Genomic DNA, 23,158 nt, shown 5'->3' with positions numbered 1-23,158 from the left:
TGTCATCGACCGTGCCGGCGCACCCCGCCCGTGGGCACCTCATGGGCGCATCGCCCGGACCGCCGCCGCGAACTCGTCCACCGCGGCCTCCGCCGTCGCCTGATCCGCCGGCCCGTCGTGCAGCAGCGCATAGGCCCGCCGGTAGAGCGCCGTCAGGGTGGCGTCCTCGGCGTGCCCGTATTGCGCGCTGAGCTGCTGATAGGACGACAGCAGCCCGCGCAGGTCGGCGTGCGCGGCGAGCACCGCGGCGAGCCGGTCGCCGTCCGCCAGCGCGTCCGCGACCGCCTCGCCGGCCCGGTCCCGCAGGCTCGCGGCGGCCGCGCCGACGTCCTGCCCGGCACGTGCCGCCGCGGTCAGCGCCGCCAGCTCCCGGCGCAGCTCCGGCGCCCGGGGGACCGGCGGCAGCAGCCCGCGCACCAGCGAGTCCGCCCGGCGGTGCAGCTTTGCCGTGGTGCGCTCGGCCAGCCGCGCCTCGGCGACCCGGGCGCCGGCGGCGGTCAACTCGGCGGTGGGCCGGGACGACCGCTCCTTCTCGATCGACCGGGCCAGCGGCAGCGCCGCGGAGTGCTCTTCGCCGAAGGTCAGCAGGATCCGGTTTCGGTCCCGCTCGCTCAGCGGATGCACGACCGACCGCAGCACCCCGGCCGGATCCACCGCCCGGTCCACCCGGCTCACCACGATCGTCATCGGCGGCGCGTGCTCGTCCGCGATGTGCCGGGGCTCGACGCCGGCCCGGTCGGCGATCCGCCGCACGATCTCCGCGACCGTGCGCCCGGCGCAGTCCACCATCAGGTCCACCCCGCCGGTGACCTGGTCGGACGACATCACCGCGGCGTGCACCGCGGCGGTGCCGGGGGAGTCGTCGGGCCCGCTCACCAGCACCCGCACGTTGGCGCCGGACGGGCCGGCGACGAACTCGGACACCTCGCGCAGCGTCGCCACGTCGGGCGTGCGGGTCGGCCGCCACCCGGCGAACTCGGCGGCGACCGCGGCCGGTCCGACGATCCACGGCACGCCGGGCAGGTAACGCGCGATGGTGCGGACCGGGATCATGAACGCCTGGTCGTCGGCCGGGTGCGCGGCGACCATCATGCCGACCAGGTGGTCGTAGCCCTCGGCCAGCACGCCCGCGCCGCTGAAGCCGGGGCGCACCGGGCCGCCGCCGGCGTTGTGCAGCTGGATCCACTCGCCGCCCGGTCCGGCCTTGCCGACCAGGGTGGACACCGCCCAGACACCGATCTCGTCGGCGTGCGGGAACCCGTATGCCCGGAATCTCTCCACCTGGCCCACCGGGAAATGCCGCAGCCGGGCGGTGCGGCGGCCGGGTTGCGGCGTCTCGAGCGCGAGCAACGCGATGTCGCCGAGCTGGGTCGGTGACGGCGGGAAGAAGCCGCCGGTGACCGGGGTGGCCCGGGAGCGGCCCGAGCCGGGCGGGTCGACGAAGTCGACGATCGGCGCCGCGGGCACGACGTGTGCGCAGGTCAGCACGCGGTCGGCGGCGACGAGCAGGCCGGCGCCGCACACTGCGCCCCGCTCGTCGAGAATCCGGACCATCCACGGCTCCGGCCCGTGAACGATCGCCATCCCGGCACCATACGCCCGCGTCGGCGGCCGCGGTGCCCCCACAGTGGACGATGTCAGCTGGATGACAGCGAGGTTGATCAGGGAAGACGAGGCTGTCGCGGTGAGCGACAGGAAGCAGGACCTCGAGCCGGCGCCGGCCGTCGAGCCGCGGTCGCCGGTCGTCCACGACCAGCCCGCGCCGGCTCCCTACGCGGACATCCTGCGGCTGCAGGCCACCGCGGGAAACCGCGCGGTCGCGCAGGTGATGCGCGCGCCGGCCGGTGGCGCCGGGCCGGCGCCGAAGGTGGCGCGGCACACGATCACCCAGGTCACGCTCTTCGTCGACCGCGACATCGTGGTGCTCGAGCTGGACGGCAAGGAGACGGTGACGCTCAAGGCGAGCTTCAACGGCAAGCCCGGCGAGGGCACCTATGCGGTGAGCGGCACCACATCGACGCCCCCGATCGGTGGCACGGCCAACAGCAAGGGCTTCGTGGTGGAGTGGACGGATCCGCCCGGCACCAAGCTGACCAAGGCGGCGTCGTTCCGGTTCAGCGTGGTGGCCGGGCGTCCCGGGTCGAGCGACGGCCCGGCGACCCGGCAGGACGGCAGCGAAGGCCAGGACGAGCGGGACGGCGGTGGCGGCAGCCGGGACAGCGACGGCATCGGCGGCGGCGACAAGGGCGCCGGCCAGGCAGACAAGGGGGACGGCGCCGGCTCGCAGCAGTCCGACCAGGCCGGCCGCGGCGCCGACCCGCAGGGCGCGGGCGACGAGGACGCGGTCCGGCTGACCGCCGAGGAGGAGGAGGTCTGGCGCGAGATCGCCCGCCTGATGAAGGGCGCGGGCGGCTTGGCCGGCACCGAGAGCCCGGCCGAGACGGTCCGCCTCTTCAAGGTGCTCCGGGCCATGGTGGTGGACCCGAAGTTCGGCACCACCGGCGAGTCCTGGATCAGGTTCGCGCACTTCCTCGAGCAGAACCGCGACAAGATCGAGGGGTACTTCAAGACCTCGAAGGGCGGCAAGGTCACCACCGCGGTGCTGCAGAAGATCGTCAACGACTACGGCGCCTTCCTGGCCATGACCAAGGACCAGGCGGGCCCGGACAAACTCGAGTCGGACGCCGACTACGACAAGGAGTTCAAGTACGACCCCGGGTGGCGCAATCTCAGCCCGGTCGACCGCAAGCTGCTGCTGGACTACGCGCGCAGCACCCCGGGCCCGGCCTCCGACAAGAAGATCGACTTCAACCGGATCAGCTCCGGCCAGAAGATCATGATGGCGCTCCGGCTGGCCGACAACACGGTGCTGGGCGAGCTGGCCGAGGCGGCGAAGAACGCGTTCACCGACCCGAAGTTTCTCGTCACGCTGGTCGTCAGCATGGGCATCTACGTCGGACTGTGGCTGACGCCGGACCCGAGCTGGGTCACCAAGATCGCGGCCGGGGTGCTGACCGCGGTGATGCTCAGCCAGTTCGCCATCGAGGACATCTACGGCTTCGCGGTGGCCTGGTCGGACCTCTCCGACGCCAGCACCACCGCCACCTCGACCGCCGAGCTGAAGGCGGCCGGCGAGGCGTTCCTGAAGCGCATCGGGCCGATCGGTTTCGACATCATGATGTTCGTGGTGATGTGGCGGATCGGCAAGAAGGCCGGCCCCAAGCTGGCCCGCAAGGGCGCCGAGATGGACCTCGCCCGCGCACAGAACAAGCTGGACGCGGCGAAGGCCGAGCCCGGCAGCGGCGCCGCGCTCGCGCCGGAGACCGGCCCGCACCCGGTGGCCGAGGCCCGTGCGGCAGCCGGCGAGGGTGCGACCCCCGCACAGGTGCTCGACACCCTGGCCGCCCGGCTGCCGGAGCCGGCCCGGACCGGGCTGGCGAACTTCCGGGCCAAGACGCCGCCCGAGAAGGTGCTGGCCGCGGTCGAGGGCAGCAAGTCACCGCTGCGGATGCTGGCGGAACGGGCGATGACCAAGGAGGCCCAGGCGGCGGCCAAGGCGGGGCTCGCCGAGGCGCAGTTCGAGATGGCCCGGGCCCGGCTGATCCTGGCCGAGACGTTCAAGGACGCGGCCCTGCGCAAGACCGTGCAGCAGGAGCAGGGTCAGGTCATCGAGCAGGTGCTCAAGGAGCTCGGCAAGTGGGACGCCGCCGAGTTCCAGGACGCGATCGCGCGCGGCGACGCGAAGGCGATCGCCCAGATGCTCCGCAAGGCCGTGGAGGGTGTCCGCAAGACCGCGGCGGACTTCCGCCCCACCGAGACGCAGGGAGCGATCGGGGAGGCGCTGCAGCGATCGATCCTGCGCGCGCAGTACGCGACCCGGCCGAAGGTCAGATTCCTGAGCAACATCGGGCTGATGCGCCTGCTGCCGGACGTGAAGTCGGTGGGCGAGTGGGCCAAGGCCGAGCGCGCCCGGCTCACCAAGGAAGGGCGGATGTCGGCCAAGGACATCGACAAGCAGGTCGGCGGGGAGACCGCCAAGATGTTCGAGAAGGACGGCCAGATCTATCGGGCCGTCGGCGAGGTCGACACGATGGTGGTCGAGCCCGGCCCGGACGGGCGGCTGGCCATCCTCGAGCTGGCCGAGGCCAAGACCGGCGCCCACAACACCCCCACCGAGGCGTCCGGCCAGCTCACCAGGGCCGTCACCGAGCTGCGCGCGGTGGGCGAGCAGAAGTCCACGACGCAGGTCTTCCAGTTGGAGGGCAAGCGCGGCCTCGGCGCCGACATCACCCAGCAGCTCGCCCTCGACAAGATGCAGCAGAGCCCGCAGCTGACCACGTTCGGGCCGGAGGGCGCGAAGCTCTGGGACGTGAAGCTCGGCTTCACCGAGGCCGAGTTCAAGCAGATGGCCGAGGCTCTGCTGCGCAACCTGCCGCCGGACAAGCAGCCGACGGCGCGCACGCCGACCGGGCCGCGCGAAGAGGAGGACGAGAAGGCGCCTGCGCGATGATGGCCGGATGAGCGACATTCGGGAGACGATCGGCCGGGTGACAGCGGCGACGCCGCAGGTGAGCTGGTCGATCGCCGTCACCGGGCGGCCCGGCGCGGAGGCCGCGCACGACCCCGGCCGGCGGCTCTCCACCGCCAGCATCGGCAAGATCCTGCTGCTCGCCGAGGTGGCCCGGCAGATCGAGGAGGGCGACCTCGACGAGCGCGAGATGCTGCCCCGCGATCCGGCGGTGGCGGTCGCCGACTCCGGGCTCTGGCAGCACCTGGCGGTGGACGCGCTGCCGGTCGCCGACGTGGCCGTGCTGGTCGCGGCGGTCAGCGACAACTACGCCACCAACGTGCTGCTGCACCGCGTCGGGCTGCCCCGGGTCACCGCGCTGACCGCGGCGCTGGGGCTGGAGCACACCGCGCTCAACGACCGGGTACGCGGCTTCCGCGCGCCCGGGGACACCACCCGGTTGTCACACGGGTCGGCGCGTGAGCTGGCCGGCCTGATGCTCCGGATCGGACGGCGGAAGCTGATCTCGGCCGCCGTGTCCGAGCGGCTGGACCGCTGGCTGGCGCTGAACACCGATCTGTCGATGGTGGCCTCCGCCCTGCACCTCGATCCGCTGGCGCACGTCGCGACCCCGCTGCGCAACAAGACCGGCACGGACACCGCGATCCGCGCCGACGTGGGCTATCTGCGCAGCTCGGCGGGGTTGCTGGGATATGCCGTGCTGGCCAACTGGGACCCCACGGCCGGCGATGCCACCCCCGCCGTCATGAATTCGATGCGAGAAATCGGGACGGCGATGTCGAGAAGCTGAGTCCGTCTCCGACCCCTGGGTGTAGGCAAGGAGAACCCAGCGAAGGAGAACCGAGATGGGCAAGATCATGACCGGCGCCACGATGTCGATCGACGGCTACATCGCGGGCCCCGGCGAAAGCGGCTTCGACCTGCTGTTCCAGTGGTACAGCAACGGCGACGTGGAGATCCCGACCGGCCACGCGGACATGACCTTCCGCACCTCGAAGGCGAGCGCCGAGCACTGGCGGGAGCTGACCGAGGGCATCGGCTGCCTGCTGGTCGGGCGGCACCTCTACGACTTCACCAACGCCTGGGGTGGCCGGCACCCGCTGGACTGCACCACGGTGGTGCTCACCCACCAGCGGCCCGACGACCGGCCGGAGGACGACGAGAACTTCGTCTTCGTCACCGAGGGCGGCATCGAGGCGGCGGTGGCCAAGGCCCGCGAGATCGCCGGCGACAAGAACGTCGCGGTGAACGGCGGCCAGATGGCGCAGCAGGCGCTGGACGCCGGGCTGATCGACGAGATCGGCGTCGACCTGGCGCCGGTGCTGCTCGGCGCGGGCACCCCGTTCTTCCCCTCGCTGGGCGTCAAGCCGCTGCTGCTCGACGGCCCGATCTCGGTCGTCGAGGGCGTCGGCGTCACGCACCTGCTCTACCGGGTCAAGAAGTAAGCGTGTAGCGGCCGGGGGTGGGGATCCGGATGCGGGTCCACACCCCGGACGGCTCGACCACCGCGGCCGGCGTCAAGCGCAGCCAGCGGTAGTGCCGGACCCGCACGATCACGTCCCCGGCGACCGGCGCGTCGAAGGTCAGCGACGCCGCGTCCTGCGACACCAGAACGGCCGGCGGCGCCACGATCGGCTGCGGATCGGCCACCGCGTAGAGCCGCCAGTCCGGGCCCGACCACACTTCGCGCAGGTAGGGCAGGCCGCCGGTGACCAGCGCCGCCTCCGCCCGGCCCGACCAGGACAGCTCCGCGTCGGGCACCGCGACATATTGCACCGACAGCTCGGACAACCACTCCCGATAGGTGTCGGCGTTGAGCGGCACCCCGGTGCCGGGCGCCCCCGGGACGACCGTGAAGAACAGCGGATTGCGGTCGATGTCCGCCTGTCGCAGCCAGCCGCGGGCCAGCGGCACGTCCGGCAGATGCGCCGCCTCCCAGTAGTCGCGGGTCGGCGGCACCTCCAGCCGGCCGGTCAGCGGCAGCCGGGCGAGTTGCGCGCGCAGCGGCTCGAAATAGGCCGGATCGGCGGTGCGGTTGCCGATGTCCCGCAGGTCGCCGACCACCACCGGTGGCTGCACCGCCGCGGCCACCACCAGCACCGGCGCCAGGGTCCACCGGACGGCGGGCAGCACCGCATAGGCCGCCAGCACCGGCAGCGCGAACATGATCGCCAGGCGGGTCGCGTTGAGCCCGACCGGCGTGTGCACCAGGCCGGCCAGCAACACCCCGGCGGCGGACAGTGCGGCGCCGATCCGCACCGGGCGCAGCGGCACCAGCACCGCCACCGCGAGGCTCACGACCACCGCCCGCACGGTGTCCGCGCGGCTGATGTTCATCCAGCCGCCGTCGCCGAAGAGCACCGCCGCCAGCCCGACCGGCATCGCGGCCGGCACCGCGAGCAGCAGCCCGCTCCGGATCCGGCCGCTGAGCAGCAGCGCCGCCCCGGCCAGGCCGACGAACAGCCCGGCCACCGGGCTGATCGCGGCGGCGAGCAGGGCCACTGGCGCGGCCGCCCACCCGCCGCGCCGATAGGTCAGCAGCAGCGCCGCGCCCACCCCGGCACAGACGCCCAGGCCATAGGTGGTGCGGCCGGAGACCAGGTTGCCGGCCACGCAGGCCGCGCCGATCAGCGCGCCGAGCCACGGCCGCCGCGCCTCGGTGCGCCGCATCAGCACCGCGAGCAGCAGCGCGGTGGCGACCAGGGTCAGCGCGCCGGTCACCCGGACACCCAGCGTGGCCATCACGGGCTGTGACACCAGGCTGTAGCCGAGCTGGTTGACCCCGCCGTACCAGTGCAGGTCGACCGGCGTGTAGTCGTGCGCGGCGAAGAAGCCGGCCCGTGCGACCTGCGCGGACAGGTCCGAACCCATGGGCGGCAGCACCAGGTATGCGACCCCGAGGAGCGCCGCCCACCCGGCGGTGACCCACTCCAGCCGTCGCCGCGCCCACATCCCGCCGACCCTACCGGTGGTCGCTCGGCGTCAGCTGAGCTGACCCGCGGCGGAAAACCCCAGATGAAGACCGCTGAGCTGACCCGCGGCGGAAAACCCCAGATGAAGACCGCTGAGCTGACCCGCGGCGGAAAACCCCAGATGAAGACCGCTGAGCTTACCCGCGGCGGAAAACCCCAGATGAAGCCCAATGTAGGGTGGCCGCCATGCGCCGCCCCGCCGTGATCCGCTACGCGGGGCTGACCGGAAGTCTGCTGCTCGCGGTGGCCGCCGCCGGGCACGGCGCGGACCGGCCGTGGGCGCCGACGATGACCGCCCGCACGATTCTGGCCGGCGACGACGGCGTGCTCACCCCGCTGTGCTGGCTGCTCGGGACGCTGCTGCTGATCGGCGCCTGGGTGCTCGGCCGGTCGGTCGTGACGGACGCCCGGTGGGCCTATGTGACGGCCGGACTCTGGGTCCTGCCGCTGCTGGTGGTGCTGCCGATGGGCAGCTACGACGTGTACTCCTATGCGTGCCAGGGCTGGGCTCTCGCCGCCGGGCACGATCCGTATTCGGCGGGCGTACAGCAGCTTGGTTGTCCTTGGACGGATGCCGTCGCGCCGACCTGGCGCGATTCGCCCGCGCCCTACGGTCCGGTCTTTCTGATCCTGGCGGCCGTCGCGGCGAAGACCGGTTCGCTCACCGGCGCGCTGGTCGTGCTGCGGCTGATCGCGGTGCTCGGCGTGGTGCTGATCGCGGTGAGCCTGCCGGCCCTGGCCCGCCGCCGTGCCGTTCCCCTTCCGAGGGCGGTGTGGCTCGCGCTGGCCTGCCCGCTGGTCGCCGTGCATTTGGTGTCCGGCGCGCACAACGACGCGGTGATGGTCGGCCTGCTGGTCGCCGGGCTGGCGCTGGCTCTCCGCGAGAAGACCTGGATCCTGGTCGCGGCCGGCGTGCTGATCGGCCTGGCGATCGGGGTGAAGGCCACCGCGGTCGTGGTGCTGCCGTTCGCGATGCTGCTCGCGCCGCCCGGTCGTCGCCGGTGGTTCCTCGGCGGGGGAGCGGTCGCCGCGCTCGGCCTCGCGTCGCTGCTCGGCATCGGGTGGATCCGCGGGCTCTCCGGCAGCGGCGTCTCGGTGCAGTGGACCTCACCGTCCACCGCGCTGGGGATGACGATCGACCTGTTCGGCTTTCCGTTTGACGCCGTGCCGGTCACCCGCGCCCTCGGCATCGCCGGCCTGGTCGTGGTGCTGGTCGTGCTCTGGTGGCGGTCGCGCACCGGCGATCCGCTGCTCGGCGCCGGGCTGGCCCTGGCCGCCACGGTCGTCCTGGCGCCGGTCTTCCATCCCTGGTATCTGACCTGGCCGCTCGCCGTGCTCGCCGCCACGCTGCGGAGGGACACGCTCTGGCTGGTCGTGCCGTGTGCGGTAGCTTCCGCGCTGTGTCTTCCGGACGGCTACAACCTCGCGTTGGCGACGAAAGCGCAGGGCGCGATCGCGATGACGGCTCTGCTGCTGGTCCTGCTCGTCAGAAGGATCCGAGCTTGAGGAAGCGGATCGCGATCGTCGCCGGCCTGGTGGTCGTCACGGTCGTGATCGTGTGGCTGGCGGAGACCCGCAACGCGTTCTTCGACAGCCGGGTCTACTACGGCGCGGTGCAATATTGGTTCCGCGACGGCGGCATGGTCTACGACTGGCTGCGGCCCGGCACGCCGTACGGTTTCACCTATCCGCCGTTCGCCGGCCTGGTGATGGCGCCGATGGCGTTCCTGCCCTTCCCGCTCGTGCTGATCATCGCCACCCTCGGCACGCTGGTCACCACCGGCCTGCTGGTGCACTGGCTGATCGGGCCGATGGTCCGCCGCCTCGGCTGGACGCCGTGGTTCGCGTTCGCGGTGGCCTACTGCCTCGCCGTCTCGTTCGAGCCGGTCCGCGAGACGATCACCTTCGGCCAGGTCAACACGCTGCTGCTCTGCCTGGTCACGGCCGATCTGCTGTTCGGGCTCAGCCGCGGCCGGCGCTGGGCGGGCGTCGGCATCGGCCTGGCCACGGCGATCAAGCTCACGCCCGGCGTCTTCATCCTCTACCTTTTGGTCACCCGCCGTTGGCGGGCGGCCTTCACTGCCATGGGTACGGCCACCGCGGCCACCGTCCTCGCAGCTTTGCTCTTCCCCGACCAGTCCCGCGAGTTCTGGACCTCGGCGCTGTGGGACACCAACCGCGTCGGCGTGCTGTCCTTCCTGTCCAACCAGTCCCTGCGGGGCTACGTGGCGAGGCTGCCGATCGACCCGGTCGCCTCGTACGTCTGGATCGCCCTGGTCCTGACCGCGCTTGCTCTCTGGGCGTGGCGCGTGCACCGCACCCCCGACGACATCGTCGGCGGCCTGGCCCTGACCGGCGTCCTGGGCTGCCTGATCAGCCCGGTGACCTGGGTGCACCACTGCGTGTGGCTGCTGCCGGCCCTGATCCGCCTGGTCGACGAGGGCCTGACCCGCCGCCGCCTGCTCTGGCTGGCCGTCGCCGCCTACGTGGTCATGACGTCCCGCCTGCTCTGGGTCTGGGAACCCCGCCCCCGCCCACCCCTGGAACTGATCGGCAGCAACCTCTATGTCTATTTCACCGTCGCCTTCCTGATCTGGCTGCCCCTGACCTCCACCCCCCACAAGCTCGCGCCCCCTCCCAACACCCTGCGGCTGGGCAAGCTTCGCTGACACCGGCTGACACGGCGCCCGCCGACACATCAGCGTCGTGTCAGCGGCTGGGCGCAGTCTTCCGTCGTAACCCACACGACGGGAGAAACTCGATGACTCACGCGATCGTCGCTGAGGGGCTGGTCAAGCGCTTCGGCGACACCGTGGCCCTCGACGGCGTCGACCTTGCGGTGCGCAGCGGCACGGTGCTCGGCCTGCTGGGCCCGAACGGCGCCGGTAAGACCACCGCGGTCCGCGTCCTCGCCACCCTGATCCGGCCGGACGCCGGGCACGCCACGGTCGGCGGCTTCGACGTCGTCAAGCAGGCCCACCAGGTCCGCGAGCAGATCGGCCTGACCGGCCAGTACGCGTCCGTGGACGAGACACTCAACGGCACCGAGAACCTGATCATGATCGCCCGGCTGCTCGGGATGTCCCGGCGGGACAGCCGGGCCCGCGCGGCCGAACTGCTCGCCCGCTTCGATCTCAGCGACGCGGCGGACCGGGCGGCCGGCAAGTACTCCGGTGGCATGCGCCGCCGACTGGACCTGGCCGCCAGCCTGGTCGGCCGGCCGCGGATGCTCTATCTGGACGAGCCCACCACCGGCCTGGACCCGCGCGCCCGCAACGACGTGTGGGCGATCATCCGCGGCCTGGTCGCGGACGGCGTCACCGTGCTGCTCACCACGCAGTATCTGGACGAGGCCGACCAACTGGCCGACGAGATCGTGGTGATCGACCACGGCCGGGTGATCGCGACCGGCACCGCCGATCAGCTCAAGGCGCAGGCCGGCGCGCAGACCCTGACCGTGCGACCGGCCGATCTCAACGACACCGAGAAGTTCACCGCCGTGGTCCGCCAGATCGCGGCCGGCCCGGTGGACGTCCGCAGCGACGTGATCTCCGCGCCGGTCACCGACCCCGGTGCGCTCGCGGCCCTGGTCCGGCGTCTGGACGACGCCGGTCTGGTGGTGGGCGAGCTCGCCCTGCGCAGTCCCAGCCTGGACGAGGTCTTCCTGAGCCTCACCGGGCACCCCGCCGAGGAAGGAGCCGACGCATGACCACCGTCACCGCCGTCGCCGGCGTGCGGCACACCGGGACGCTGGCCTGGCGCACCCTGGTGCAGATCAAGCACAACCCGTTCGAGCTGATCGACTTCAGCGTGCAGCCGGTGATGTTCCTGCTGCTGTTCACCTACGTGTTCGGCGGCGCGATCTCCGGCTCGCCGGGGGAGTACCTGACCTTCGGGCTGGCCGGCATCACCGTGCAGAACCTGTTGTTCGCCACCATGAACACCGGCGTCGGGCTGAACACCGACCTGACCAAGGGTGTGTTCGACCGGCTGCGGTCGCTGCCCATCGCGCGGTATTCGCCGCTCGCCGGGCGGATCCTCGCCGACCTGGTCAAGCAGGCGTGGGCGGTGGCACTCCTGCTGGTCGTCGGGATCATCCTCGGTTTCCGGATCGGCACCGGCCCGCTGGAGGTAGCCGCCGCGATCGGTCTGCTGGTGCTCTTCGGCTTCTGCGCCTCATGGATGTCGGTGCTGGTGGCCATGCTGGTCAGCGCGCCGGAGAAGGTGCAGATCTTCGGCTTCGCGCTGATCTTCCCGCTGACCTTCGCCAGCAACGCGTTCGCGCCGACCGCGAGCATGCCGGGCTGGTTGCAGGCCTGGGTCAAGGTCAACCCGGTGACCGTGCTCGCGGACGCCACCCGCGGGCTGCTCAGCGGCGGTCCGGTGGCCGGGCCGGTGACCCAGTCACTGCTCTGGGCGGCCGGCCTGCTGGTGGTCTTCGCGCCGCTGTCCATCTGGGCCTTCCGGCGGAGGGTGTAGCCCGGCCGCTTCGATCGCGGTCGACGGGGTCACCGATCTGCCCTCCGAATAGGCCGCCTCGAAGCCCGCGTCGCCCAGTGCGGCGCGGGCTTCGGCGCTGATCCGATCGACGTCCGGCACCGAGCGGTCGATCGAGCCGCGGATCCCGTCGGCGGCGCCGAGCATGCGCGCGGCCTGCGCCGGGTCGCCCTCGCGCAACGCCAGGTCCGCGATGCCGACCAGCACCACGGCCATCACCGGCTGGTCGTTGGATCCCACCGCGAACTCGAGCGCGTCGGTGTGCAGCCGGCGGGCCGCGGGCAGGTCTCCGTCGGCCGCCTCGATCAGCCCGCGGCTGGACCGGACGATCGCGCGGAACTGGCGGGCGAACGTCTTGCGGTCCATCTTCTCGGTCGCGACGACCATCCGCTCGCGGGCGGTGGCCAGGTCGCCCTCCATCCGGGCGATGGTCGCGGCGCTGTACTCCACCGAGCCCATCACCTCGCCCAGCCCGATCTCCGCGGCGGACTCGCGGGCCTGCTTCAGCACCCGGCGCGACTCGGCCTGGTCGCCGGCCAGCCACAGCTGGTGCGCCAGCTTGACCAGGAACTGCGGGATGTCCTCGTGGATGCCCACCTCCTGGACCAGCGCGATCGCGTCCCGCTGCCACCGCACCGCCTGCGCGAAGTCCCCCTGGGCGGCGGCCAGGTCGCCCAGCGAGCTGAGCGTGAAGCCCATGCCCCAGCGCTCGCCGATGGCCCGGAAGATCTCCAGCGCCTCGCGGAGCTCGGCGATCGCCACGTCGGCGCTCTGCCCGTAGTTCAGCCGCAGCTGGGCGCCCATCATCGTGGCCACCGCGCGCAGCCACGGGTCCTCGGCGGTGTGCAGCTCCTCGATCATCGCGAAGGCCCGCGATCCGCCGCCGTCGTTGAGCACCGCGCCGATCGGGCCCACCAGCAGCAGCGCCGAGTCGTGCACCGGGCCCTCGTCGACCAGTCGCTCGGCCTCGTGGAACCAGCCGACCACCTCGTCGATCGCGGCCCCGCTCTCCAGCCCGTTGAGGGCGGCGAAGGTGAGCGTGGTGGCGCGATCCTCGCGATCCGCGTCGCCGGTCAGCGTCAGCGCGTCGCGGGACAGCGCCGCCGCCTCGGCCCGGTGCCCGCTCAGCCACCAGTACCAGCCCAGCCGCGCGGTCAGCGCCAGCGCCGTCGCGGTGTCCCCGGCCTCGATCGCGCCGCGCACCGCCGCGTGCAGGTTGTCGTGCTCGTCGTTGAGCCGGCCGAGCCAGGTCAGTTGCTCGGCGCGGCGCAGGTGCGGCTCGGCCTCGGTGGCCAGGGCCAGCATGAAGGCGGCGTGCGCCCGGCGCACCGCTTCGGCCTCGCCGGCCTCGGCCAGCCGTTCCCGGCCGTACTCCCGGATGGTCTCCAGCATGCGGTAGCGGCCGTCGTGCAGCGTCAGCAGCGACTTGTCCACCAGCGCGCCGAGCGGGTCGACGTCCGCGCCGCAGATCGTCTCGACGGCGGTGAGGTCCGCGCCACCTTGGAACACCGCGAATCGGCGCCACAGCCGGCGTTGCGGCTCGGGCAGCAGGTCCCAGCTCCAGTCGACCACCGCGCGCAGCGTCTGATGGCGGGGGAGCGCGGCCCGGTTGCCGGCGGTGAGCAGGCGGAAGCGGTCGGCCAACCGGTCCGCGATCACCTCCGGCGGCAGCGCGCGCAGCCGGGCGGCGGCCAGTTCCAGTGCCAGCGGGATGCCGTCCAGCGCCCGGCAGATCCGCACCACCGCCCCGGCGTTGCGGTCGTCCAGCATCAGGCCCGGACCGGCCCGGTCGAGCAGCAGCCGGACTGCCGGAAAAGCGGCCGCCACGTCGGCGGACGCGTCGACCGGCGGCAGGCCGAGCGGCTCCACCGGCCACACCTGCTCGCCGGGAATGCCCAGCGGCTCCCGGCTGGTGGCGAGCAGACGCAGCTCCGGCGCGGCGCGCAGCAGCTCGTGCGCGACTCGGGCCGCGGCCGCGATCAGGTGCTCGCAGTTGTCCAGCACGAGCAGCATCCGGCGGCCGGCCAGCGCCTCGGTGAGCCGGGTCAGCGGGTCGATCGTCTCGGCCACCGTGCCGCCGCCGGGCTTGCCGAGCAGGATCTGGCTGCGCAGACGCAGCGCGGTGAGGATCGCCGACGGCACCTCGGCCGGGTCGGTCACCGGCGCCAGCTCGACCTGCCACACCTCGCCCGCGACGCCCGCGGCCGCTTCGACCGACAGCCGGGTCTTGCCGCTGCCGCCCGGCCCGGTCAGCGTGATCAGCCGGTGCGCGCCGAGCAGTTCCCGGACCTTGCGCACGTCGTCCACCCGCCCGACGAAGCTGCTCACCGGCGCCGGCAGGTTGCCGCGCGGCGCCGGGCCGTCGGCGCGCAGCAGTTCGAGATGCAGCTCGGCCAGCTCGGCGGTGGGATCGGTGCCGAGCGTGTCGGCGAGCCGGCGGCGCAGATCCTCGAAGATCCGCAGTGCCTCGCCCGGCCGGCCGGCGCGCGCGTGCGCCCGCATCGACAGGGCGGCCAGCGGCTCGTCCAGCGGGTGGGCCTCGACCAGCGCGTCCACCTCCGCGGTGACGTCCTCGCCGTCGCGCACCCGGTCGGCCAGCGCCAGCCGCCGCGCGGTGAGCCGCAGCTTGGTGAGGCCGACCGCCTCGGGCAGGGAGGCCTCCGGGAACTCGAGGTCGCCGCGCCACAGCGCGAGCGCCTCGGCCGGGCGGTCCATGGCGATCTGCGCGAAGCGGTAGGCGTCCAGCTGCTCGGGAGCGATGACCAGTCGGTAACCGGTGGCCACGGTTTCGATGGTCAGTCCGGCGCGGCGCAGGCGGGAGATCAGCGCCTGCAGCGCGTTGCCCGCCGCGGCCGGCGGCTCGGCACCCCAGACTCCGTCGATCAAGCGGTCGGACGCGACGGTGCGGCCCGGGTCGAGGGCCAACAAGATCAGGAGGGTACGCAGCCGCGCGCCCGCCACCGGCACCGATTCACCGGCGTCGGTGCGCAGTTCGAGCGGCCCGAGGACCCGGATCTCCACGAACGCCCATTCTGCCCTGGGCCGTCTACCGATATGTCGGCGCCTGATGACAGAGCTGTTGCGGGAACTTTGCCGCCCCTACCATGTGTCGATGGGCCGCCCGACGATCTACGACGTCGCGCGCGAGGCGGGCGTGGCGGCCTCCACCGTGTCCCGGGCCTTCTCGCGGCCCGGCCGGGTGCACGCCGACACCGCCCAGCGGGTGTTCGCGGCGGCCGAGCGGCTGGGCTACCGCACCGCGCCGCAGGCCGCCCGGCAACCCGGCGAGCACCCGCCGCAGAACGCCATCGGCCTGGTCGTCGCGGACGTCACCAACCCGTTCTACGGCGACATCATCAAGGGCGCCTACGAAGCCGCGCGCGAGTCCGGCTATCAGCTGATCCTGACCCACACCAACGAGTCGCCGGAGGTCGAGCGGGAGACCATCGAGCACGAGCTGGCCCAGGTCGACGGCATCGTGATCGCCAGCTCGCGGATGTCCGACGCGGCGCTGCGGATGGTCGCCAAGCGCAAGGCCGTGGTGCTGCTCAACCGGACCATCCCGGAGGCCAACTGCGTGATCAACGACAGCCACCGCGGGATCCGGATGGCCGCCGAGCACCTGTGCGCGCTGGGTCACGAGCGCATCCACTACGTGGCCGGGCCGGAGACCAGCTGGTCGGACGCGGTGCGCTGGCGGGCCCTGCGGGACGCGGCGGCGGACCTGGGCCTGGACGCGCGCCGGATCGGCCCGAACGAGCCGAACGTGCTGGCCGGGCTGAGCGCCGCCCGCAAGGTCGCGCACCAGGAGGCGTCCGCGGTGCTGGCCTACAACGACCAGGTCGCGCTCGGCATCGTGAAGGGCCTCCGCAAACTCGACGTACGGGTGCCCGAGGAGGTGAGCGTGGTCGGGTTCGACGACATCGTGTTCGCCGGACTGGTCGAGCCGCAGCTCACCACGATCGCCTCCCCGCTCTACCGGATGGGCTTCACCGGCGTGCAGAACTGCATCGCGGTGTCGCTCGGCGCCCGGCCCAGCGGCACGCCCCTGGTGCTGCCGACCCGGCTGGTGGTGCGGCAGTCCACCGCCCAGCGCAGCCCGACCGGCGCCGCGTCGGCCCGCGGGATCACCAGGCCGTCGATCGTCAGCTGACTCGCGACGCCAGGGTGCGCCGCGCCCAGTCGAACGACATCCGATGCGACTCGCGTTTCGAATCCACGCTGGGCTCGTCCACCTCGATCATGAAGTCGCCGTCGTAGTCCGCCGGGATCGCGGCCAGCACGGCGTCGAAGTCGACCACCCCGAGACCCGGTTCGGCCCACAGCCGCTTGGTCGCGGTAGCTTCGGAATAGCTGCGCTTCGCTTGCTCTGCACACATATAGGCAACACCCTCGCCAGCGCCGGCGGCGCCGGCGGCGCCAAGGCCGGGGTCGGGGTCTGCGCCGGGCAGCGGCGCCAGCAGGTCGGGGAAGCAGTCCTTGATGTGGATGCCGCCGAGCCGGTCCGCGTAACGCCGGATGAACGCCGCCGGATCGATCCCCGCCCACCGCAGATGACCGGTGTCCGGCCCGGCGCCGATCACGTCCGGACCCAGGTCGTCGAGCAGCTTGGTGATCTCGTGCTCGGTCTCGAACACGCCACCCACATGCGAGTGGTGCAGCGGCCGCAAACCCTCAGCCCGCAGCACCCGGCAGATCTCGCCGCAGAACTCGATCGCCCGATCCAGCCGCGCCGCGTCGAAGTCCGCGCCGATCGCCGGCTGGGCGAGCCGGGCCGGCAGCGACATCGAGGACACCATCGTGCGATCCAGCCCGAGCGCCGTCTGGTCGGCGGCGAACAGCCGGGCCCGTTCCGCTTCGGCGGCCGGGTCGACGGTCTCGTCGAACGGCGAGTTGAACAGGCTGAGCGACGGCGCCAGACCGAAGGACGCGATCCACTCCCGATAGGCGGCGGCCGTCATCCCCTCGGGCACGTCGGCCTTCACCGCGGTGAACCCGATGTCCTGGAAGTCCCGGAACGCCTCCTCGAAGACCTCACGCGTCTTCCCGGCCGCAGACCAGTAGGGGATCGGGTTGGCGGCGACGCGACTCACAACGCCACCGGCTTTCCGGTGCGCGCCGATGCATAGGCGCCGGTGATCACCGCGATCGACTGCCGGTTGGTGCGCAGATCCACCCGGACCTCCTCCTCGCCGTCCAGGGCGGCCAGGAAGTTCAGATACTGGTGGCGGTGCGCGTCCGAGAGCTGCGACGGGTCGCTGCCGGCGGTGGGCACGGCGCGGGCTGTGGTCGTACCCATCAATGCCTCGGACGGGGTTTCCCCCTCGGCCGTGACCTGGAAGAAGGCGAGCTGATCGTTGTCGATGACGGCCGAGCCGCGATCGCCGTGCACCTGCAGCCGCGCGCTCAGCCCCGGATAGGCCGCCGTGGTCGCGTGCAGCACCCCGAGCGCGCCGCTCTCGAAGCGCACCACCGCGGTCAGCACGTCCTCGACCTCGATCCGCTGATGCGCGAGCGTGCCGGCATAGGCGAACACCTCGACCGGCCGGCCCAGCGCGGCGACCAGCAGGTCCACCGTGTGCACGCCCTGGTTCATCAGCGCGCCGCCGCCGTCCAGCTCCCAGGTGCCGCGCCAGTCGCCGGAGTCGTAGTAGCTCTGCCCGCGCCACCAGTCGATCGACGCGATGCCCGAGGTCAGCCGGCCCAGTTCGCCGCGCGCGATGGCCGCCATCACGGTCTCGGTGGACGGGTCGAACCGGTGCTGCGAGATGACCGTGACCAGCTTGCCGGCCTTCTGCTGCGCCTCGATGATCTCGTCGGTGCGCTCGACCGTGATCTCGGCGGGCTTCTCGACGATGACGTGCTTGCCGGCCTCCAGGGCCTCGATGGCGAGCGAGCCGTGGCGGCCGGTCGGTGTGCAGACCGCCACCACGTCGAACTCCTCCGCGGCCAGCGCCTCGGTGAGCGATGCGTAGGCGCGAGGCGAAAGGGCGCGGGCCCGGTCCAGGTCGACGTCTGCGACCGCGGCCAGTTCGACCCGATCGGCCAGCGACGCGATCACCTTGCTGTGGTGCGTGCCGATCACCCCGGCGCCGACCAGCGCGAGCCTATGCATATTCGATCTCCTCGGCGGTGAGCAGGCCGGTGAAGGCCCGCCAGGCGGTGGTGAACAGTTCGGGGCCGGAGAACCCGCCGGTGGCGTGTTGCGCGGCCAGGTGCGGTTCGAGCGAGAAGAAGCCGTCGAAGCCGTCGTGCCGCAGCGCCCGGATGGTCCGGGCCACCTCGCCGTCGCCCTCGCCGGCCGGCACCACCGTGCCGTCCGCGGCCCGCGCGTCCTTGATCTGGATGTACTCCAGGTGCGGCCGCAGGATCGCGTAGCCCTCGGTGTACGGCTCGATCCCGACCTGCACGAAGTTCGCCGGGTCCCAGGCCAGCCGCAGGTGCGGCGAGCCCACCGAGCGGACGATGTCCAGGCAGCGGCGCGGGATGTCGCCGTAGATCTCCTTCTCGTTCTCGTGCAGCAGGATCAGGTCGGCCTCCTCGGCCACCCGGGCCAGCGCGCGCATCCGGTCGATCACCTCGGCCCGATGGTCCGCCGGGTCCGCGCCCGGCCGGATGAAGAACGAGAAGATCCGGATGTACGGCGCGCCGAGGAAGTGCGCGACCTCGGCGGCGTGGCGCATCCGTTCGAGGTGCGGGCCGAAGTCCTCGTCGATGAAGATCTTGCCGATCGGCGAGCCGATGCTGGAGACGCCGAGTTCGTGTTCGGCCAGGGTCTTCTTCATCCGGGCCAGTTGCGCGTCGTCCAGGTCGAGGATGTTCACGCCCCACGCGCTGCGGACTTCCACATATCTGAGTCCCAGCCCGGAGGCCACCTGGCACTGCTCGGTGAAATCGGGTGAGATCTCGTCGGCGAATCCGGAAAGAGTCCACATCGGACGCGGTCCTCCTACAGGTCGTAGATGCGGTGCACGAGCCGCAGGCAGCGGGCCCCCTGGTGCGGCCCGATCCAGAACGGCTCGGGCTGGTGCAGCGTGCGGTGGAAGTCGGCGATCAGCAGTTCGTGCGAGGCCCCCCAATAGGCCTTGCCGGTGGTGGCGCGGGGTTCGGCGACGGTCTCCACCCGGCCGTCGCGGTGTTCGATGGTCAGGTCGCCGCGGATGGTGAGCGTCGCGTCGTCGGTGAAGATCTCGATCGTGACGGGGGAGTCGGCGACGTTGGTGGTCGTGGCGAAGAAAGTGCTGGTCGCCCCGCCGGCGTGGGTGAGCAGGGCGGTCGCGGTGTCCTCGACGTCGGTGTCGGTCCCGCCGAAGTGCCCGATGGCGCCGCGGACGTCGGTCACCTCCCCGAGCAGCCACTCCAGCAGGTCGAGTGTGTGGATCGCCTGGTTGATCAGCACGCCGCCGCCGCTGCGCTTCTTCTGCCCGCGCCACGGCGCGGCGTCGTAATAGGCCTGGTCCCGGTGCCAGAGCACGGTCGCACTCGCGCCGCTGATCCGGTGGCGGCCGATCAGCTCGCGGGCCGCCCGAGCCGCCAGGTTGTAGCGGTTCTGCAGGCACACCCCGACCTTCAGCTCCGGGTGTGCGGCGGCCGCCGCGATCACCCGCTCGGCCTCCGCGACGGTGTGCGCCACCGGCTTCTCCACCAGCACGTTGACGCCACGTTCCAGACAGTCGATCACCACCTCGGCGTGCCGGTCGTGCGGCGTGCACACGTGCGCGACGTCCGGCCGCACCTCGTCCAGCAGTGCGCGGTAGTCCCGGTTGGCGGTGCCGGCGAGCTCGATCCCGGCCAGCGCGTCGATGGCCGCCAGGTGCACCACCGACACGGTCCCGAGCCCGATCACCACCGCCCGGGTCATCTATTTCACCCCGCCGGCCGTCAGCCCGCCGACCAGGTAGCGCTGGAACACCAGGTAGAGGATCACCACCGGCGCGGCGGTGACCAGCGCGGCCGCCATCACCTGCGAGTAGACCGGCAGCGCGCCGCCCTCCTGGGTCGCGCCGAAGATCGACAGCGCGACCGCGGCGGTGTGCGTCTCCGGCCGGGTCAGCACGTTCGCGAACAGCACGTCGTTCCAGCCCAGCAGGAACGCGAAGATCGCCGAGACGACGATCGCCGGCCCGCTCAGCGGGATGATGATGCGGAACAGGATGCGCAGCGTGGACGCGCCGTCCACCCGGCCCGCCTCCTCGAGCTCCCGCGGCAGCCCGCGCAGATAGGTCACCATCACCCAGGTCGAGAACGGCAGCGCGAAGGTCAGATAGGCCAGGAAGAGCCCCCAGCGGGTGCCGACCATCGCGATCCCCAGGTAGTTGCCCGCCGAGGAGTAGAGGACGAAGACCGGCAGCAGCATCAGCGTGCCCGGGACGCTCTGCAGCCCGACCAGCCCGCGCAGGATGGTGAGCCGGCCCAGGAAGGTGTAGCGGACCAGCACATATGCGGTGATGGTGCCGAGCAGCGCCGACGCCACCGCGGTGGCCCCGCAGACGATGAGGCTGTTGACCAGCCCGTTGTCCAGATCGGCGGTGGTCCAGATCCGGCTGTAGCTGTCCAGCGTGAACGTGCTCGGCCAGAACTGCCCCTCGGCCACGCCGATGTCGGTGTTCAGCGACGCCAGCACGATGTACGCGGTCGGCACCAGCACCATCAGGCAGAGCACCACGAGCACGATCACCAGCAGCGGCGCGGGCAGCAGCCGATGTGCTTCCCCGGCGGCCGGGCGGCGTCGGGGCCGGCGCGCGCCGGCGGCGGTGGCGGTCACTTCCGGCCTCCGTCCTCGTGCACGTCCAGCCGGAGCGCACGCAGGTAGACGAACAGGGGAATGGCGATGAGCAGCAGCGACACGATCGCCATCGCCGCGCTCAGACCGAAGCGCAGGCTCTGGAAGCTGGTCACGTAGACGATCATCGGCATCACGTTGACGTCGTCCGGCGCGGGCGCGCCGAACAGCACGAACGGCAGCGTGAAGTTGTTGATGTGGTTGAGCGTGGCCAGCAGGCAGGCCAGCAGCACCGGGCCGCGCAGGTAGGGCAGGATCACGTAGCGCAGCTTGGGCCACCAGTTCGCCCCGTCGATCGCCGAGGCCTCGTGCACCTCGCCGTCGACGCTCTGCAGCGCGGCCAGCGCCATCAGATAGATGAACGGCCAGGCCGCCCAGATCTCCACCAGGATCAGCGTCCAGTAGGACTTCGGGCCGCTGAGCCACAGCCCGCCGTCGACACCCACCTTGGCCAGCAGGTTGTTGACGATGCCGTCCGGCTGCAGCATGGTCCGCCACACCGTGGCCACCACGAAGGACGGCAGCACGTACGGGATCAGGAAGACCGCGCGGACCAGGCCGCGGCCGCGGAAGGCGTTCTGGGTGGCCACCGCCGCGGCGATCCCGAACGGGACCGTCGCGATGGTGGACAGCACGGCGAACGAGACGCTGATCCAGATCGAGTGCAGCAGGCCGGACTGGAACGCCTCGGTGAAGTTCTTCAGACCGATGAAGTCGGCGTCCAGCCAGCGCCGCAGCGTGTACTGGTCGAGGTCGATGAGCGAGATGTAGAAGGCCAGCCCCAGCGGGATGATGATGATCAGCGTCATCAGCAGCCCGCCGGGAGCGAGCAGCCACAGCGGGCGCTGCTGCTGGGTGACGCCGCGGCGCCGCTTCTCGGTGGTCACCGTGTTACTTCGCCCGGTCCAATGAGGACTGTGCGGCCTTCTGGGCGTCCGCGAGCCGGCTGTCCAGCGTCGCGTCACTCACCGCGCCCTTCGACAGGTCGGGCAGCGACTGCACCACGACGTTCGTCAGGGCCAGCTGGATGTCGCCCCAGGCGCCGGTGAAGGGGGTCGCCACCGACTTCTTCGCGGCCTCGGTCACCGGGCCCAGCTTCGGGTCCGACACCAGGGTCTGCAGCGCCGCCGCGTTGGCCGGCAGGTTGCCGACCGCCTTGTAGTAGTCCAGCTGCGCCTCCTGGTCGGTCACCAGCTTGACGAACTCGAAGGCCAGGTCCTGGTTCTTGGAGTAGTCCGCGACCAGCAGGTTGTCGCCGGACAGGATGCTGGCCGCGTCGATGCCGCCGGCCGGGCGGGTGGTCGCGCCGGGCGGCACGGTGGGCAGCAGCGCGAACTTCCACTTGTCCTTGACCGCGCCCGAGTCCAGCGCCTTGGCGGCGGTTCCGGACACCAGCGCGACGTAGCCGGTCTTGCCCTTGGCGAACTCGGCCACCGCCTGCGCGTTCGTCCAGCCGATGGCCGCCGGGTCGACCACCTTGTCGGTGCCCAGCCAGCCGAAGTACGTCTGGTACGCCTTCTTCGTGATCGGGTCGTTCAGCCGCGCGGTCTTGCCGTCGACCAGCGGGTTGCCCGCCGTCACCGACATGCCCCAGGCGAACTTCCACGGGTCGAAGTTGTCCTTGTACGCGATCGCCAGGCCGTATTGGCCCTCCTTGGTCAGCTGCTTGGCCTGCTGGCCGAACTCGTCCCAGGTGGTCGCCGGCTTGTCGATCCCGGCCGCGGCGAGCAACTCCGTGTTGTACGCCATCACGAACGGCCGGCTGACCCACGGGATGCCGACCTGGTTCTGATCGTCCGGCCCGGAGATGCCGAGCGTCGCCGGGTTGAACTTCTCCTTGCCGCCGATCTTCGTCCACTGTTCGTCGCCGAGCTTGACGAAGGCGCCGGTCGAATAGGCGGTGGGCGTCAGCGTGGTGCCGACCGCGTAGACGTCCGGGCCGGTGCCGGAGACCACCGAGGTCTGGATCTTCGTGAGCTCGTCGTTCGCGGAGGCGAACTCCTCGAACTTCACCGTCGCGCCGGTCTGCGCCTTGAACTTGTCGCTGACCGCCTGCTTCCACGCGGCGAACTCGGCCGGATATTGCGTGTTGGCGCCGATCAGCACGTTGAGGGTCTTGCCGTCGCCACCCTCCCCACCGCCGTCGTCGCCGCCCCCGCAGGCCGCCAGCGCGGCGACGAGCACGGTGGCGCCGGCCAGCGCGATCGCTTTCCTGTAACGCATCAGAATCGTCTCCTCGGGATACCCGCCGCCATGCAGTGACCTGCATCACTGTCACGCGATGGTTTCCGGAGACGTCCGGTGAAGGCAATCTGTTGCCAACAGTTGCCACCTCGGGTCTGGCAACAGATGGCAACAGCTTGCCGACACGTCGCGTCG

Annotated in this window: 18 protein-coding genes; 8 read left to right on the top strand and 10 right to left on the bottom strand. The window is 71.8% G+C overall.

Annotated features, from left to right (window positions below; all coding sequences use genetic code 11):
- Nucleotides 1–39 precede the first annotated feature (39 nt).
- On the bottom strand, nucleotides 40–1,584 hold the full coding sequence (locus tag ACZ6TI_RS22125; RefSeq protein WP_465346981.1) for a trypsin-like peptidase domain-containing protein: 1,545 nt from the start codon (nucleotides 1,582–1,584) through the stop codon (nucleotides 40–42).
- Nucleotides 1,585–1,684: 100 nt separating this feature from the next.
- On the opposite strand from ACZ6TI_RS22125, the gene ACZ6TI_RS22120 reads away from it, so the two are divergent.
- The 3 genes from ACZ6TI_RS22120 to ACZ6TI_RS22110 are packed head-to-tail and all read left to right on the top strand — an operon-like array spanning nucleotide 1,685 to nucleotide 5,973.
- On the top strand, nucleotides 1,685–4,510 hold the full coding sequence (locus tag ACZ6TI_RS22120) for a hypothetical protein (RefSeq protein WP_465346980.1): 2,826 nt from the start codon (nucleotides 1,685–1,687) through the stop codon (nucleotides 4,508–4,510).
- Between the two features lie 7 nt (nucleotides 4,511–4,517).
- Nucleotides 4,518–5,318, top strand: a complete 801-nt coding sequence (locus ACZ6TI_RS22115; protein ID WP_465346979.1) for a serine hydrolase — start codon at nucleotides 4,518–4,520, stop codon at nucleotides 5,316–5,318.
- 55 nt (nucleotides 5,319–5,373) lie between these two features.
- The gene (locus ACZ6TI_RS22110; RefSeq protein ID WP_465346978.1) at nucleotides 5,374–5,973 is read left to right on the top strand and encodes a dihydrofolate reductase family protein; all 600 of its coding nucleotides are present in this window, start codon (nucleotides 5,374–5,376) and stop codon (nucleotides 5,971–5,973) included.
- Here ACZ6TI_RS22110 and ACZ6TI_RS22105 read toward each other — a convergent pair.
- Entirely contained in the window at nucleotides 5,963–7,480 is a 1,518-nt protein-coding gene (locus ACZ6TI_RS22105) for a hypothetical protein (protein WP_465346977.1), read from the bottom strand. The two genes, ACZ6TI_RS22110 and ACZ6TI_RS22105, sit on opposite strands and share 11 nt — an antisense overlap.
- Nucleotides 7,481–7,686: 206 nt before the next feature.
- On the opposite strand from ACZ6TI_RS22105, the gene mptB reads away from it, so the two are divergent.
- The 4 genes from mptB to ACZ6TI_RS22085 all read left to right on the top strand — a co-directional run bounded on the left by mptB (nucleotide 7,687) and on the right by ACZ6TI_RS22085 (nucleotide 11,979).
- On the top strand, nucleotides 7,687–9,006 hold the full coding sequence (mptB, locus tag ACZ6TI_RS22100; protein ID WP_465346976.1) for a polyprenol phosphomannose-dependent alpha 1,6 mannosyltransferase MptB: 1,320 nt from the start codon (nucleotides 7,687–7,689) through the stop codon (nucleotides 9,004–9,006).
- A complete protein-coding gene (locus tag ACZ6TI_RS22095; RefSeq protein WP_465346975.1) occupies nucleotides 9,003–10,169 on the top strand; it encodes a glycosyltransferase 87 family protein in 1,167 nt (388 codons plus the stop codon). Before mptB ends, ACZ6TI_RS22095 begins: the two co-directional genes overlap by 4 nt.
- A 92-nt stretch (nucleotides 10,170–10,261) precedes the next feature.
- Complete coding sequence (locus tag ACZ6TI_RS22090) at nucleotides 10,262–11,209, top strand: ATP-binding cassette domain-containing protein (protein ID WP_465346974.1); 948 nt, start codon at nucleotides 10,262–10,264, stop codon at nucleotides 11,207–11,209.
- Nucleotides 11,206–11,979 carry an ABC transporter permease gene (locus tag ACZ6TI_RS22085; protein ID WP_465346973.1) on the top strand — a complete coding sequence of 258 codons (774 nt, stop codon included), beginning with the start codon at nucleotides 11,206–11,208 and terminating at the stop codon, nucleotides 11,977–11,979. Before ACZ6TI_RS22090 ends, ACZ6TI_RS22085 begins: the two co-directional genes overlap by 4 nt.
- On the opposite strand, the gene ACZ6TI_RS22080 is transcribed toward ACZ6TI_RS22085, so the two are convergent.
- Entirely contained in the window at nucleotides 11,905–15,018 is a 3,114-nt protein-coding gene (locus tag ACZ6TI_RS22080; RefSeq protein ID WP_465346972.1) for an AfsR/SARP family transcriptional regulator, read from the bottom strand. The genes ACZ6TI_RS22085 and ACZ6TI_RS22080 overlap by 75 nt on opposite strands.
- 91 nt (nucleotides 15,019–15,109) lie before the next feature.
- On the opposite strand from ACZ6TI_RS22080, the gene ACZ6TI_RS22075 reads away from it, so the two are divergent.
- Nucleotides 15,110–16,150: a LacI family DNA-binding transcriptional regulator gene (locus tag ACZ6TI_RS22075; protein WP_465346971.1), complete on the top strand. Its 1,041-nt coding sequence runs from the start codon at nucleotides 15,110–15,112 to the stop codon at nucleotides 16,148–16,150.
- On the opposite strand, the gene ACZ6TI_RS22070 is transcribed toward ACZ6TI_RS22075, so the two are convergent.
- Genes ACZ6TI_RS22070 through ACZ6TI_RS22040 form a run of 7 tightly spaced genes read right to left on the bottom strand, consistent with a single transcriptional unit; the run spans nucleotide 16,143 to nucleotide 23,002 of the window.
- Entirely contained in the window at nucleotides 16,143–17,090 is a 948-nt protein-coding gene (locus ACZ6TI_RS22070) for a sugar phosphate isomerase/epimerase family protein (protein ID WP_465346970.1), read from the bottom strand. The two genes, ACZ6TI_RS22075 and ACZ6TI_RS22070, sit on opposite strands and share 8 nt — an antisense overlap.
- Entirely contained in the window at nucleotides 17,087–18,112 is a 1,026-nt protein-coding gene (locus tag ACZ6TI_RS22065; protein ID WP_465346969.1) for a Gfo/Idh/MocA family protein, read from the bottom strand. The genes ACZ6TI_RS22070 and ACZ6TI_RS22065 overlap by 4 nt, the downstream gene beginning before the upstream one ends.
- Complete coding sequence (locus ACZ6TI_RS22060; protein WP_465346968.1) at nucleotides 18,105–18,932, bottom strand: sugar phosphate isomerase/epimerase family protein; 828 nt, start codon at nucleotides 18,930–18,932, stop codon at nucleotides 18,105–18,107. The genes ACZ6TI_RS22065 and ACZ6TI_RS22060 overlap by 8 nt, the downstream gene beginning before the upstream one ends.
- A 14-nt stretch (nucleotides 18,933–18,946) precedes the next feature.
- Nucleotides 18,947–19,858, bottom strand: a complete 912-nt coding sequence (locus ACZ6TI_RS22055) for a Gfo/Idh/MocA family protein (protein ID WP_465346967.1) — start codon at nucleotides 19,856–19,858, stop codon at nucleotides 18,947–18,949.
- Nucleotides 19,859–20,761 carry a carbohydrate ABC transporter permease gene (locus tag ACZ6TI_RS22050; RefSeq protein ID WP_465346966.1) on the bottom strand — a complete coding sequence of 301 codons (903 nt, stop codon included), beginning with the start codon at nucleotides 20,759–20,761 and terminating at the stop codon, nucleotides 19,859–19,861. It lies immediately after the preceding gene.
- Nucleotides 20,758–21,666, bottom strand: coding sequence for a carbohydrate ABC transporter permease (locus ACZ6TI_RS22045; RefSeq protein ID WP_465346965.1), 909 nt, complete (start codon nucleotides 21,664–21,666; stop codon nucleotides 20,758–20,760). Before ACZ6TI_RS22045 ends, ACZ6TI_RS22050 begins: the two co-directional genes overlap by 4 nt.
- Nucleotides 21,667–21,670: 4 nt before the next feature.
- A complete protein-coding gene (locus tag ACZ6TI_RS22040; protein ID WP_465346964.1) occupies nucleotides 21,671–23,002 on the bottom strand; it encodes an ABC transporter substrate-binding protein in 1,332 nt (443 codons plus the stop codon).
- Nucleotides 23,003–23,158: the final 156 nt, after the last annotated feature.

The organism is Actinoplanes sp. NPDC051388, from assembly GCF_055586225.1.
Note: the sequence above shows the minus strand (reverse complement) of the source record. Positions and strands in the feature narration are given on the sequence as shown.